The sequence below is a fragment of the Methylobacterium sp. J-072 genome, assembly GCF_022829425.1.
Lineage (GTDB): Bacteria > Pseudomonadota > Alphaproteobacteria > Rhizobiales > Beijerinckiaceae > Methylobacterium.
The window spans coordinates 1-13,125 of sequence record NZ_JAKSYK010000169.1; the positions used below are offsets into that span (position 1 = coordinate 1).

Genomic DNA, 13,125 nt, shown 5'->3' on the forward strand with positions numbered 1-13,125 from the left:
CCAATCCCGCAGCCGCCGCCAGCAACTCATGCCGGAGCCGCAGCCCATCTCGGCCGGCAGCATCTCCCACGGCAGGCCCGAGCGCAGCACGAACAGGAGGCCCGTCAGTGCGGCCCGGTTCTCAATTGGACGACGCCCGCCCTTCGGACGGGGCCGAGGCGGCGGGAGGAGCGGAGCGATCTCATCCCAGAGATCATCGGGCAGAAGCGGTCTGGCCATGCTAAACCAACGCTGAAAGCCTCGCTCCGTGCCGTTCTGTTAGGCGCTCTTAAGCCTCAGAGCCTGTTTGACTGCGCGATCGCAGTCGAAGGACGGTTCTGATCGACGGAGATCCTCATCTCTCCCTCATCCCGAGGTGCTGCGCAGCAGCCTCGAAGGAGCCCTCCAGGCATCGCGCGGCTGGCTGGAGAGCTCCTTCGAGGGCTCCGCTCCGCTACGCCACCTCAGGATGAGGGTGAGGAGGGGAATGACCGGTCAAACAGGCACTCAGCGGCCACCGAGACCGCTGGAACAATCACGGTTTCAAAAGGCCGAGACCCAGTCCTTTCAAGGTGTTCGGATTGGGCCGTGGTCCTGGATTTTCCCGACGGGATCAATCGGCTCGGTTCGCAGCGCAGGTCCGATGGCCCGCCCGCGATCCTCGCCAAGGCAAGCGTGGCAGGGACGGCATGGAGGTGATAGCGGGATCGCTCAAGGGGAGATGCTCCTGTTCCACGAAACCCGGATTTCCAAAGAGGCATCAGCCTCCACCCTGTCATCCCGGGGCGCCGCAGCCGAGCCCGGGATCCAGAGCCGCCGACGGTGCAAGTCCTTGACCCCACGATGTTTCTGGATCCCGGGCTCTGCAAGAACCAAGCGTTGTAGGGCAAGCGGTATAGGCCGCTGCCGCAAACACCTTGAAAGGGCTGGGTCCAAGACCTCTTGAAACCAGGGCTTTTGCGGCGGGGCTTCAGCCGCCCAGTTCCGGGTCGATGTCCCGCGGGCGCACGAACCGCTCCAGCCGGCCCTGCCCCGGGCCGATCGCCGACCAGGCGTCCGTGTCGAAATCGATCACCGCGTAGGCGGCGGTCGGGAATTCCATGGCGAGGCGCGTGCGCTCCTTGCGCGGCCCCTCACCGGCCAGGGCTGCGGCGAGGTCGCCCAGCCCCGGATTGTGGCCGACGACGATCACGATTTCGGCCGCGTCCGGCGCGCCCCGGATCACCCCGAGGATCCGCTCCGACGGTGCCTCGTAGATCTCGCGGTGAAACCGCACCTCGGGCGCGCCGAGGGCGGTGGAGACCGCCTCCCAGGTCTCGCGGGTGCGGGTGGCGGTCGAGACCAAGGCGAGGTCGGGCCGGAAGCCTGCCTCGGCGAGGTGGGCGCCCACGGCCGGCGCGGCCCGGCGGCCGCGGTCGTTGAGCGGCCGTTCGTGGTCGGCGACGCCGGCCGGACGGTCCGACTTGGCGTGCCGCAACAGGATCAGCCTGCGCATGGAGCGAGCCCTTCTCGGCGTGGGAGGATCGACAGGCGCCGGATTTGCGCCGGGGCCCGGTTAGCCGAAAGCGCGGCGCGCGGGAACCTCGGCCGCCCTGACTGGTTCGAAAAGCTGGGCCGCCGAAGCCGGGCATGCCGTGGAGGGCGGCCTCTGTCGAAGGAGGTCGCGCCATGGATCGATCGCCCCGGGTTTCCGAGATCCTGTCCTGGTACGGGGCCGACAGCCCCGGCACGCTCACCAACCTCGCCCGGATGCTGGAGCACGGCCGGCTCGGCGGCACCGGCAAGATGCTGATCCTGCCGGTGGACCAGGGCTTCGAGCACGGCCCCGCCCGCAGCTTCGGCCCGAACCCACCGGCCTACGACCCGCATTACCATTTCGAGCTGGCCCTGGCGGCGGGCTGCAACGCCTACGCGGCGCCACTCGGCTTCCTGGAGGCCGGCGCGCGGGACTATGCCGGGCGGATCCCGCTGATCCTCAAGCTCAACGACCACGACCTCCTGGCCGACGAGGACGATCCCGAGCAGGCGATCACCGGCTCGGTGGCGGATGCCTTGCGGCTCGGCGCCTGCGCGGTCGGCTTCACGATCTATCCGGGCTCGGCCCACCGCAACGCCATGTACGGCCAGATCCGGGAGATCGCCGAGGAGGCCAAGAGCGTCGGCCTCGCCGTGGTGATCTGGTCCTATGCCCGCGGCTCGGCCCTGTCGAAGGAGGGCGAGACCGCCATCGACGTGATCGGCTACGCGGCGCAGATCGCGGCGCAACTCGGCGCCCACATCATCAAGGTCAAGCTGCCCACCGCCCATATCGAGCAGCCGGCCGCGAAGACGGTCTACGAGTCGACCGGCATCCCGATCGGCACCGCGGCCGAGCGGGTGCGCCACGTGGTGCAATGCGCCTTTAACGGACGCCGGATCGTGATCTTTTCGGGCGGTGCCCAGGCCGAGGAGGACAAATTCCTCGACGAGATCCGCGCCATCCAGGCGGGCGGCGGCTTCGGCTCGATCGTCGGACGCAACGCCTTCCAGCGCTCCAAGGCCGACGCCCTGAAACTGCTGGGGCAGATCACCGATATCTACGCCGGCACGGAGGGCTGAGGCTCAGCCGCCCCGCTGCTCCCGGCGCATCATGAAGGCGAGCTTCTCGAACAGGCTGACATCCTGCTCGTTCTTCAGGAGCGCGCCGTGCAGGGGCGGGATCAGCTTGCGGCCGTCGCGCTCGCGCAGGGTCTCGGGCGTAATATCCTCGGAGACGAGGAGCTTGAGCCAGTCCAGCAGCTCCGAGGTCGAGGGTTTTTTCTTCAGGCCCGGCACCTCGCGGGTCTCCAGGAACACCCGCAGGGCCTCCTCGACCAGGCGGTGCTTGATGCCCGGATAATGGACGTCGACGATGCGCATCAGCGTCTCGGCGTCCGGGAACTTGATGTAGTGGAAGAAGCAGCGGCGCAGGAACGCGTCCGGCAACTCCTTCTCGTTGTTCGACGTGATGATCATGATCGGCCGGCGCACGGCCTTCACGGTCTCGCCGGTCTCGTAGACGTGGAACTCCATCCGGTCGAGTTCGGTCAGGAGGTCGTTGGGGAACTCGATATCGGCCTTGTCGATCTCGTCGATCAGCAGCACCGGGCGCTCGGGGGCGGTGAACGCCTCCCAGAGCTTGCCGCGCCGGATGTAGTTGCCGATGTCCGAGACGCGCGGGTCCCCGAGCTGCGAGTCGCGCAGCCGCGAAACCGCGTCGTACTCGTAGAGGCCCTGCTGGGCCTTGGTGGTCGACTTGATGTTCCAGACGATGAGCGGCGCGCCCAACCCCTTGGCGATCTCCTCGGCCAGCACCGTCTTGCCGGTGCCGGGCTCGCCCTTGACCAGGAGCGGGCGCTCCAGGACCACGGCGGCGTTGACCGCGGCGGTCAGGTCGGGGGTCGCGACGTAGGACTCGGTTCCGGAAAATCGCATCGCGCTCTCGGAGAAACTGGCCTGGACGCAACCGGTAGCGCGTGGCGACGCCGCCCCGCAAGCGAGACGGGTCTACCCCTTCTCGTGCCAGACGCAGTTCCGGGCCAGGATCTCGAGGTTCACGTCGGATTTCTGCGGCTGCGGCAGGGTCTTGGTGTCCATGGCGAGGTCGATCTTGATCTCGACCTGCCCCTTCGACTCGTTGGAGCGGCGAGAGAAGTAGCAGTACTGCTGGTAGGGCTGGTCGGCGTTGTCCTTGAAGTTCCAGCCGGTGACGATCTGGCCGTCGAGATAGGGCACCTGCTTGAACACCGTGAAGGTCGTGTTCACCGCCGCCTTCGAGGCCGGGGCGGCGTCGCTGCCGAGCTGGGCCTTGGTCGGCGTCGGCGTGCCGCCGCCGACCTTGGGCAGGCCTTCGAGCTTGAGGGTGTTGTCGGTCAGCGTGACCTCGCCCTTGGTCTTCAGGGTCACGTCCGAGAGCGCGGCCTGCATGGCAGCGGCAATCTTTTCCGCCGCCGTGTCGAACTGGTTGAGGGTCGCCCAGCCATAGGCCGCCGCCCCGACGCCGATGCCGGACAGGCACGCGAAGGCGCCGAAGCCCAGCGCCCGGAACAGGAAGGCCCGGGCCGCGACGTAGCTCGAATCCGCCCGCAGGCGCGAATTCACCTGTTGGGCGAGGGCGACGTTCTCAGGGGTGCCGCCGGCGACGTAGTTCATGCGCCGGCTCCCGCGGCTGGGAGGGTCTGGCCCGGAAGGGCCTGCCCCGGATGGTTCTGGCCGGGCAGGCTCTGCTGGCCCTGGGCCGGCCGGTTCATCGGGATCACCGCGCCGCTGGCGTTGGCCGCCCGGGGCATGATCGGCTCGGGGTTCGAGCGCAGCGCGTCGGCGATCGCGTCCAGCATGAACGGCGCGGCCTCCGGGTTCACGGCGGCGCCGAGGTCGTCCTCATCCATGAAGGTCCGGCGGGTCGACACCGCGCAGAGCGCCAGGATGGTCGACGCGAAGGCGGCGCAGATAGCCGGCAGGAACACGAAGATCCGCAGGAAGGCGTGGACCTGGCTCTCGGTCACGTCGATCGGGTCGACGCCGTAGACCATGGCGGTGAAGGAGTGCAGCTGCGAGCGGTTGACCGCGTTCCGGTAGCCCTGCTCGGCATCGGCCACGCGCCGGTCGGCGGCGCCGGGATCGAGCGTCGCGCGCGCCTTGCGCGCCTCCTCCAGGTTCTTGATCAGCGCGGCACGGTCGGCCGAGGCCTTGGTGACGCCTGCCGACAGGGCGGCGACGCGCGGATCGGCCAAGCATTTCAGGTTCTGGTATTTCCGGCCCTTGCTGTTGGTGCCGAACACCCGCTCGCAGCGCTGGGCTGGCAGGCCGGCGAGCTGCTGGGCGTTGTCGGAGGAGCGCTTCTCGATCTGGTCGAGCTCGGCCGTGTACTGCGCCACCCGCTCGTCCGCCGCCTTGATGCGGTCGCCGATCGTGGCGCGGTCGGCCTGGGCGTCCTTGAGGGCGGTCTTGGTCTTAGCCGCCTCCATCAGGCGGGGATGGAACATCATCTCGCCGAGCTGCGACACCGACTTGGTAGTGACGCCGGCCGCGAAGATGATGCCGAGCACCGCCAGCCCGCGCACGAAATGCGAGCGCTGGGTCCGGGCCAGGATGCCGAGCGGCACCCGGCACAGCTCCACGGCGGCATAGACCAGGGGCGCCAGCAGCATGAAGTAGAAGGCGTGCCAGTCGCCGTCGCTGTAGACGCCCGCGAACAGCCACGCGCCCCAGAGCGAGGCGCCGATCACCATGAACTCGACGAGGTACGCGATCGCGACGTAGCCCCACTTGATGCGGTAGCCGCGGTCGACGTGACGCTGGTGCTGCCACCGGTCCGATTCGAGCTTCCACTGGCGGCGCTCGCGGGCGAGGTCGCGACTCGGTGGCGCCGCGGGACCGGAGAATATCGACTTGATGGAGATCATCGGCCTCGTCACATCCATCGGGTCCTGTCGCGGGCGCACTCGCCCCTGCAAGTTCCGCATCATCTTTTTCCGAAAGCTGGAAACCACCTTTCGGGAGGATACTCAAATGCAGGCGCGGCCCTGGCCGAACGTAACCCCCGGTTAACTCCGGCGTGTATGCGGGCATTGTGCCGATTTTGGGCCGCCCTGCACCCATTCCCCGGTGGATCGCCGGCAAGCGCCGCCCGGGTGGCTGAAATGCCTCACCTGACGTGTGTATCCGGCTTGTGTCAGAGCGCACCTCGCTGGCCTTGCGGTTGTCGAAAGCGGTTGCCCAGCGCCCGGTGCCGACCCATGATCGCGCATCCGTGATCGGCTTCCTCACCGGTCGGAAAAACGAGGTTCGATCCGCCGCCGATGCCAGAGGTTCACGCCGGCTCCTACAAGGAAGCGATCCTGTTCCTCGTCACCGCGGGCATCGTGGTGCCGCTGTTCCACCGGCTGCGGATCTCGCCGGTGCTGGGCTTCATCGGCGCCGGCGCCCTGCTGGGCCCCTTCGGCCTCGGGCGTCTCGCCGACACCCATCCCTACGTCCACCTCTTCACCATCGGCAACCGCACCGAGATCTCGCATCTGGCCGAGTTCGGGGTGATCTTCCTGATGTTCATGATCGGGGTCGAGCTGTCCTGGGAGCGGCTGCGGACCTTGCGCCGGCTGGTCTTCGGCCTTGGCTCGCTGCAGGTCGGCTGCTCGGCGCTGATCCTCGGGGCGATCCTCTACGGGCTGCAGGTGCCGCTCGCCGGCGCGGCGATCGTCGGCATCGGGCTCGCTTTGTCGTCGACCGCTGTGGTGCTGCCGGTCCTGGCCGAGCAGAAGCGGCTCAACGCGCCCTCCGGCCGGGCGAGCTTCGCGGTCCTGCTGTTCCAGGACCTGGCGGTGGCCCCGGTGCTGTTCGCCATCGCGGTGCTGGGCCGCGGCGACGAGGGCGACAAGGGCTGGGCGCTCGCCATGGCGCTCGGCCAGGCCGCCATCGCGCTGGTGCTGATCGTGGTCGCCGGCCGCCTCGCCCTGCGCCCGCTGTTCCAGCTGGTGGCGCGGACGCGCTCCACCGAGCTGTTCATGGCGGCCTGCCTGCTGGTCATCGTCGGCACCGCGCTGACGGCGGCGGCGAGCGGGCTGTCGATGACGCTGGGCGCCTTCGTGGCCGGGCTGCTGCTGGCCGAGACCGAGTATCGCCGGGCGATCGAGGCGACGATCGACCCGTTCAAGGGCCTGCTGCTGGGTGTGTTCTTCGTCTCGGTGGGCATGAACCTCGACCCGGCCCAGCTCATGGCGGCGCCCGGGGCGATCCTCGGCCTGTCGCTGGCGCTGGTCCTGATCAAGGCCGCGGTGGTGATGATGGCGGCCCCTGCCCTCAAGATCTCCCGTCCGGTGGCGTTGGAGGCGGCCCTGCTGCTTGGGCCGGGCGGCGAATTCGCCTTCGTGCTGATCGGGGGCGCCGTCGCCACCGGGCTGGTGCCGGAGGATGTCGGCGCGGCCGCCCTGATCGTGACCACCGTCACGATGATCATGATCCCGGCGCTCGCGGCCCTGGGCCGCCGGCTGAGCCGTCGCGCGACGAGCGCCGGCCTCGCCGCCATGAAGTCGGAGCCGCTGCCGGACAAGATCGAGAACCGGGTGGTGATCGCGGGCTACGGCCGCGTCGGCCGCCAGGTCGGCGAGATGCTGGACCGGCACGGGATCCCCTACCTCGCCCTCGATTCCGACGCGGCCCGGGTGGCCGAGCAGCGCCGCGCCGGCGCGCCGGTCTATTTTGGGGATTCCGGCAACACCGAGATCCTGCGCCGCTGCGACATCGCCACGGCGCGCGCCCTGGTGGTCACCCTCGACAACCCGCGGGCCGTCGAGCAGGCGGTGGCCGCGGCCCGGGCGGAGCGGCCCGACCTGACGATCGTCGCCCGCGCGCGCGATGCCCGCCACGCCTCGGCCCTGTACGAGCTTGGCGTCGACGACGCGGTGCCGGAGACGATCGAGGCTTCCCTGCAATTGTCGGAGGCGGTGCTGGTCGATGTCGGCGTGCCGATGGGCCTCGTCATCGCCTCGATCCACGAGCGGCGGGACGAGTATCGCGCGCTGCTGAAGAAGCGCGAGAACGAGGCCAAGCCGATTTTTCGCGCCCGGCGCACGGTCGGAAAGGCCCTCGGCAAGCCGCCGGTCAAGAAGGAAGCCGCCGCGCGTCAAGAAGCCTGAACGCGGCGTGAGCCGGATGTCGAGCGGCCCGGGCCGTCTCACGCCGGGGCGAGATGCGCCTCGGCGTGCTTGGCCTGACGGGTCACCCGGTTGCGCGGCGCCGGCTCGAAGCCGTCGGCGAAGCTGCACCGGTAGACGAGTTCGTCCGCCGGTCCGAGGCCGGTGACCAGGGGAACGATCACGGTGTCCCCCGAGAAGCGCCAGCCCCGCGCACCCTTGTCCCAGTACAGCCACACGGTCCCGGGGAACCCCCGCAGGGTGAACACCGCAGCCTTCCGTGACAGGGCCTGCACGGCCCGCGGCGCGTACATGCCCTTGTCGCGGTAGGCCTCCCGGGTCGCCTCGGGCTGGCGATCCATGAAGGTGTTGCGCACCAGCTGAATCGTGGCACCCGGCTTCCCGAGAAACCGCTTGAAATCCGTCAGATTCCGCAGGATGACCGCCATCGCAGGTCTCCTCGCTTCGGTTGGTGCGGCACGCGTTGTCGCGGCTGAACACACCTGATGCCCTCAGTTGAGCGATTCCCGTGACGGTTTCAGTGACCGCGCGAGGCTTGTTCGCGCACATATCAACAGATTCGACGACTTATGCCCAACTTATGAGTCTCCGCAGTCGCTGAAGACTCTCCGGGCGCCCCTGGATTAGGCCTTTGTCCCTGTCTGAATCTTGTCGACCATCCGCGACGACTCGGAGAACAGGCCCAGAAATCCTGCCCGGCCGATCGTAAGCTTGTCTGATTCGCCCGGGGTTGACCCGGGCGTTTTGCTGGCGCGTTCTTCGGGGATGCTGCTGCAGTTCTTCACCGGCCTCCGGGAGGCCAAGGTTCCCGTCTCCCTCAAGGAGTACCTGACCCTGCTCGGCGCCCTCGACCGGGGGCTGGCCGAGCACGACGTCGAGGCCTTCTACTTCCTGTCGCGCACGGCGCTGGTGAAGGACGAGGCGCATCTCGATCGGTTCGACCGGGTGTTCGGCACGGTGTTCAAGGGACTGGAGACCCTGGGGGCGGCGGTGGAGCCCGCGGCGATTCCCGAGGAGTGGCTGCGCAAGCTCGCGGAAAAATACCTGACCGAGGCCGAGAAGGCCGAATTGCAGGCGCTGGGCTGGGACAAGCTGTTCGAGACGCTCAAGCAGCGGCTGGCCGAGCAGAAGGAACGCCACCAGGGCGGCTCGAAATGGATCGGCACCGGCGGGACCTCGCCGTTCGGCGCCTACGGCTACAATCCCGAGGGCATCCGCATCGGCCAGGACGGGAACCGCAACTTCCGCGCGGTGAAGGTCTGGGACAAGCGCGAGTTCAAGGATCTCGACGACGACCGTGAGATCGGCGCGCGCACCATGCGCCTCGCGCTGCGGCGGCTGCGCCGCTTCGCCCGGACGGGGGCGGCCGAGGAGCTCGATCTCGACGGCACGATCCGCGAGAGCGCCCGCCAGGGCTATATCGACGTGCGGCTGCGGCCGGAGCGGCGCAACGCCGTCAAGGTGCTGCTGTTCCTCGACGTCGGCGGCTCGATGGACTTTCACATCGAGCAGGCGGAGGCTTTGTTCTCGGCGGCGCGCTCGGAGTTCAAGCACCTCGCGCACTACTATTTCCACAACTGCCCCTACGAGGCGGTCTGGACCGAGAACCGACGCCGGCACGAGGCCAGGACCCCCCTGCTCGACGTGATCCGCACCTATGGCAGCGACTACCGGGTGGTGTTCGTGGGCGACGCCTCGATGAGCCCCTACGAGATCGCCACGCCGGGCGGCTCGGTGGAGCATTGGAACGCGGAGCCCGGCGCCGTCTGGATGCAGCGGCTCCTCGACCATTTCCCGAAGGCGGCCTGGCTGAACCCGATACCGGAGACGCACTGGGGCTACACCCAGTCGATCGGGATGGTGCAGCGGCTCGTGGGCGGCCGCATGTTTCCCCTCACCCTCGACGGGCTCGACGCCGCGGCCCGGGCGCTGGTGCGATGAGCCGCTACCCCTGCTGCGCGGGGGTCGTGACCACCAGCCCGTCCAGGTTCGGCGCGATCTTGATCTGGCAGGACAGGCGGGAATTCTCGCGCACGTCGGAGGCGAAATCGAGCATGTCCTGCTCCATGTCCTGGGCCTTGCCGACGACGTCGATCCAGGCATCGGCCACGTAGACGTGGCAGGTGGCGCAGGCGCAGGCGCCGCCGCATTCCGCGTCGATGCCCGGGACGTTGTTGCGCAACGCCGTCTCCATCACGGTCGCGCCGACGCTGCCTTCGACGGTCCTCTCCGTCCCGGCGTGGTCGACGTAAGTGATCTTGGGCATCTTAGGCTCCGGGCTCGCGTCGAGCGGCCTCGCTTCGACGGGCGGGGTGATTGCTTGGCGGCTGAGGCCGTGGAATGCAAGCGCGGTGGCGGCGGTCCGTTCCGGATCGATCGCCGCATCGGAGCGCCCCCGGCGGGAGCGCGTTCTTAAAACTGAGAGCGCTCGCCGCCGCAGGGGATGCCGGTTCGGCGGCGAGCCGGCGCTTCAACTTAAAGCCCTTGCTCGATCTCGGCCAGTGCCGCCGCCACGGCCTGCACGAGGGCGTCGAGCGCCGCCGGCTCCGCGCCCGCCCGCAATTGCGCCTCGGCGGCGTCCGCGCAGGCGCGCACCGGCGTGGCGCCGACGCCCGCGGCCGATCCCTTCAGGGTGTGGGCGAGGTCGGCGCGCTGCGCGCTCGGCAGGGACGGATCGGTCAGCCGTGGCAGGATCGACCGGCATTGCCCGGCAAACAGTGCCAGCACCTCATTGGCCAGCTCGGCGTCGCCGCCGGTCTGCGCATCGAGCTCCGCCCGGTCGATGGCCGGCATGTTCGAACTCCCGGAATCCGCATTCTTCTGGGGGTTGCCGAACCGATCCCCATGATTCACCCCCTGATTCGCTGGACGGGGATCGCGCAGGGACCCTCATCTGCGCCAAGATGGTGGAGCCGGAAGGCAGCGGCCGCAGTAACCATAGCGTTAACGGTTTCTGGGGTCGGACGGCGGCTCGGGTATCGGCAATCGGTGTCCGCGTCTAATCCTGTAATGGTAAACGGGAAGTTGCGTCTCTGGCATCAGCCTCCCCAGGTGCCGGTGAAACCCGTGTGACGAGGCGTTGAATGGCGACCGAGAAGAAGCTGAAGGACCCGGCCGAGGCCGCGCTCTCTGCGATCGAGCAGGCGCTGAACCTCGACGCCCTGACGCCGACCGGCACCGAGAGCCGCGCAGAGCCGCGCCTGCCCGATGTCGGGGATGCCGATCCCCTGCTCGACGGCGCCCTCGATCCGGCCGGCCGCCAGATGCCGCCGCGCCTCGACCTCGACCCGCCGCTCGCCTCCGACCTGCCCCCGCCCGGCCGCGAGCGTCCGCGCCGCGAGGGCGGCCTGCTGCCGCCCGACCGCTCGCTGGTGGCGAACGACGACCGGCGCAACATCGGCATCCTGCAGCAGACCCTGCGGGTGCGCTCCTCGCCCAAGCCTTATCTGTTCGCGTTGCTGGCCGGCCTCGCCTGGATCGCCGGGCTCGTGCTGGTCGCGTGGCTGCAATCCGGCGGCGACCTGCGCGGCGTCGTCTCCGGACTCACCGCCCTGCAGGCGACGGTGGGCGCCGCCGCCCTGCTCGGCCCGGTCGTGCTGTTCGTGATCGCCGCCATGCTGGCGGCCCGGGCGCAGGAGATGCGCCTCGTCGCCCGCGCGGTCGGCGAGGTCGCGGTGCGCCTGGCCGAGCCCGAGAGCTTTTCCACCGACGCCGTGCTGACCATGTCGCAGACGGTGCGCCGGGAAGTCGCCGCGGTCGGCGACGGCGTCGAGCGCGCGCTGGCCCGGGCCGGCGAGCTCGAGACCCTGGTCCGCGGCGAGATCGCAACCCTGGAGCGGGCCTATTCCGACAACGAGATCCGCATCCGCTCCCTGGTCGAGGAACTGGTCGCCCAGCGGGAATCCATCGTCACCAATGCCGAGCGGGTGCGCGGCGCGATCACCGGCTCGCACCAGAGCCTGAGCCAGGAGCTTGAGGGCGCGTCCGAGCGGATCGTCATGGCGCTCACCGGCGCGGGCGAGCGCGTGACCGGGGCGCTCGACGCCCGCGGCGCCGCCATCACCGCCTCCCTGGGCGAGGCGGGCGACCGGGTCGTCAACCTGATGACCGGGCGCGGCGACGAGCTGATCGAGAGCCTCGCGAACACCAGCGAGGGCGTGCGCGGCAGCCTCCTGGAAGTCGGCGAGACCCTGACGCGGGCCTTCGAGACCCGTGCCCGCGACGTGAGCGGCGCCTTCGAGGCGACCGGGACCGCCCTCACCGGGCGGATCGCGGAGAGCACCGCCTCCGTGGCCCAGAGCCTCGCCGAGACCGGCCTGCGCGTCAGCGAGTCCCTGGAGCGCCAGGGGGGCGTCGTGCGCGAGAGCTTCGAGCGCTCGGTGATCGGCCTGGAGAACGCCTTCCTGTCGCGGGGCTCCGAGATGACCGAGCGCTTCGGCGCGATGGGCACCCAGATTACCGCGCGCTTCGCCGAGACCGGCGCGGCCCTCACCCAGGACATCGCCGGCCGCGGCCTGGCCCTGCGCACCGAGATCGAGACCGCCGGCCTCTCCGTCGCCGAGGCGATCGAGAGCCGCGGGCGCGACGCCCAGGCCGCCCTGGCGCTGGCCATGGGCGGCGTCGGCGAGACGCTGACCAACCAGGCCGGCGCGGTGCGCGACGACCTGATCGGCACCGCCGAGCGGATCGCCGAGACGGTCGCGGAACGCGGCAACGCCCTGGCCGAGCGCATGGACGGCATCGCCGCGCGCCTGCACGACACCGTGACGGTGCAAGCCTCGGATCTCGAGACCCGCGTCGCGGCCGCGGCCGAGCGGGCCGGCGGCCACATCACCGAGCGGACCCAGACGGCCACCGAGAACCTGGAGAGCGCCTTCTCGGCGCTCGGCCACGGCTTCGAGGCCGGCGCCGCTTCCGCGGTCCAGTCCCTGCGCGGCTCGGCGAGCGCCGTCACCGGCGAGGTCGAGGCCCAGACCCGCGAGGCCTCCGCCCGCCTGGTCGACACCCTCCAGACCCTGCGCCACGGCTCGGCCGAGGTGACCAGCGCCGTCGAAGCCGAGACCGCCGGCCTGCTGGCCCGCTTCCGCGACGCCGCCGACCGGGCCGGCACCGAGTTCGGCGAGCGCGGCGCCGCGGCGGTGGCTGCCCTGCGCGCCGCCCTGGACGACCTCAACCGCGAGCTGTCCGCCCGCACCGGCGACGCCACCGGCAGCCTGACCCAGGCCGCCCGCGCCATCTCGGACGACCTCGCCGCCCGCATCGGCGAGATGGAGGCCGCGTTCGGCGCGCACGGCAAGGGCGTCGCCGAGCTGCTGGCGAGCCACGCCGAGGAGACCCAGACCCGGATCAGCGGCACCGGCCGCGACATCGTGCTCGCGGTGGCGAGCCAGGGCGCGCGCATCGCCGACACCCTCAGCCAGACCGGCGCGAGCTTCGCCGAGACCGCGGACGTGCGCGTCCGGGCCATCGACGAGAC

The 13,125-nt window shown here is 69.9% G+C and carries 11 protein-coding genes and 1 pseudogene; 4 read left to right on the forward strand and 8 right to left on the reverse strand.

Going from position 1 to position 13,125, the window contains the following annotated elements:
• Both MKK67_RS19260 and MKK67_RS19265 read right to left on the reverse strand, forming a co-directional pair.
• A partial coding sequence (locus MKK67_RS19260; protein ID WP_243966288.1) for a transposase occupies positions 1-219 on the reverse strand: 219 nt, incomplete at its 3' end.
• Between the two features lie 730 nt (positions 220-949).
• Entirely contained in the window at positions 950-1,474 is a 525-nt protein-coding gene (locus MKK67_RS19265; RefSeq protein ID WP_243968317.1) for a SixA phosphatase family protein, read from the reverse strand.
• A gap of 173 nt (positions 1,475-1,647) precedes the next feature.
• Here MKK67_RS19265 and MKK67_RS19270 point away from each other — a divergent pair, with 173 nt between their 5' ends.
• Positions 1,648-2,577: a class I fructose-bisphosphate aldolase gene (locus tag MKK67_RS19270; RefSeq protein WP_243968319.1), complete on the forward strand. Its 930-nt coding sequence runs from the start codon at positions 1,648-1,650 to the stop codon at positions 2,575-2,577.
• Between the two features lie 3 nt (positions 2,578-2,580).
• Here MKK67_RS19270 and MKK67_RS19275 read toward each other — a convergent pair whose 3' ends face one another.
• The 3 genes from MKK67_RS19275 to MKK67_RS19285 all read right to left on the reverse strand — a co-directional run bounded on the left by MKK67_RS19275 (position 2,581) and on the right by MKK67_RS19285 (position 5,420).
• Positions 2,581-3,432 carry an AAA family ATPase gene (locus MKK67_RS19275; protein WP_243968321.1) on the reverse strand — a complete coding sequence of 284 codons (852 nt, stop codon included), beginning with the start codon at positions 3,430-3,432 and terminating at the stop codon, positions 2,581-2,583.
• 72 nt (positions 3,433-3,504) lie between these two features.
• On the reverse strand, positions 3,505-4,149 hold the full coding sequence (locus MKK67_RS19280; protein WP_243968323.1) for a hypothetical protein: 645 nt from the start codon (positions 4,147-4,149) through the stop codon (positions 3,505-3,507).
• A complete protein-coding gene (locus tag MKK67_RS19285) occupies positions 4,146-5,420 on the reverse strand; it encodes an ATPase (protein ID WP_243968325.1) in 1,275 nt (424 codons plus the stop codon). The genes MKK67_RS19280 and MKK67_RS19285 overlap by 4 nt, the downstream gene beginning before the upstream one ends.
• 378 nt (positions 5,421-5,798) lie before the next feature.
• Here MKK67_RS19285 and MKK67_RS19290 point away from each other — a divergent pair, with 378 nt between their 5' ends.
• Entirely contained in the window at positions 5,799-7,631 is a 1,833-nt protein-coding gene (locus tag MKK67_RS19290; protein WP_243968335.1) for a cation:proton antiporter, read from the forward strand.
• A gap of 38 nt (positions 7,632-7,669) precedes the next feature.
• Here the strand turns inward: MKK67_RS19290 and MKK67_RS19295 are convergent, their stop codons facing one another.
• The gene (locus MKK67_RS19295) at positions 7,670-8,077 is read right to left on the reverse strand and encodes a hypothetical protein (RefSeq protein WP_243968338.1); all 408 of its coding nucleotides are present in this window, start codon (positions 8,075-8,077) and stop codon (positions 7,670-7,672) included.
• Positions 8,078-8,414: 337 nt separating this feature from the next.
• Here MKK67_RS19295 and MKK67_RS19300 point away from each other — a divergent pair, with 337 nt between their 5' ends.
• A complete protein-coding gene (locus MKK67_RS19300) occupies positions 8,415-9,590 on the forward strand; it encodes a vWA domain-containing protein (RefSeq protein ID WP_243968340.1) in 1,176 nt (391 codons plus the stop codon).
• 4 nt (positions 9,591-9,594) lie between these two features.
• Here MKK67_RS19300 and MKK67_RS19305 read toward each other — a convergent pair whose 3' ends face one another.
• Positions 9,595-9,915, reverse strand: coding sequence for a 2Fe-2S iron-sulfur cluster-binding protein (locus tag MKK67_RS19305; RefSeq protein WP_243968342.1), 321 nt, complete (start codon positions 9,913-9,915; stop codon positions 9,595-9,597).
• A 209-nt stretch (positions 9,916-10,124) separates the two neighbouring features.
• Positions 10,125-10,442, reverse strand: coding sequence for an Hpt domain-containing protein (locus MKK67_RS19310; RefSeq protein ID WP_243968352.1), 318 nt, complete (start codon positions 10,440-10,442; stop codon positions 10,125-10,127).
• 290 nt (positions 10,443-10,732) lie between these two features.
• Between MKK67_RS19310 and MKK67_RS19315 the strand changes: the two are divergent.
• A pseudogene (locus MKK67_RS19315) lies at positions 10,733-13,125 on the forward strand (hypothetical protein); the annotation flags it as partial.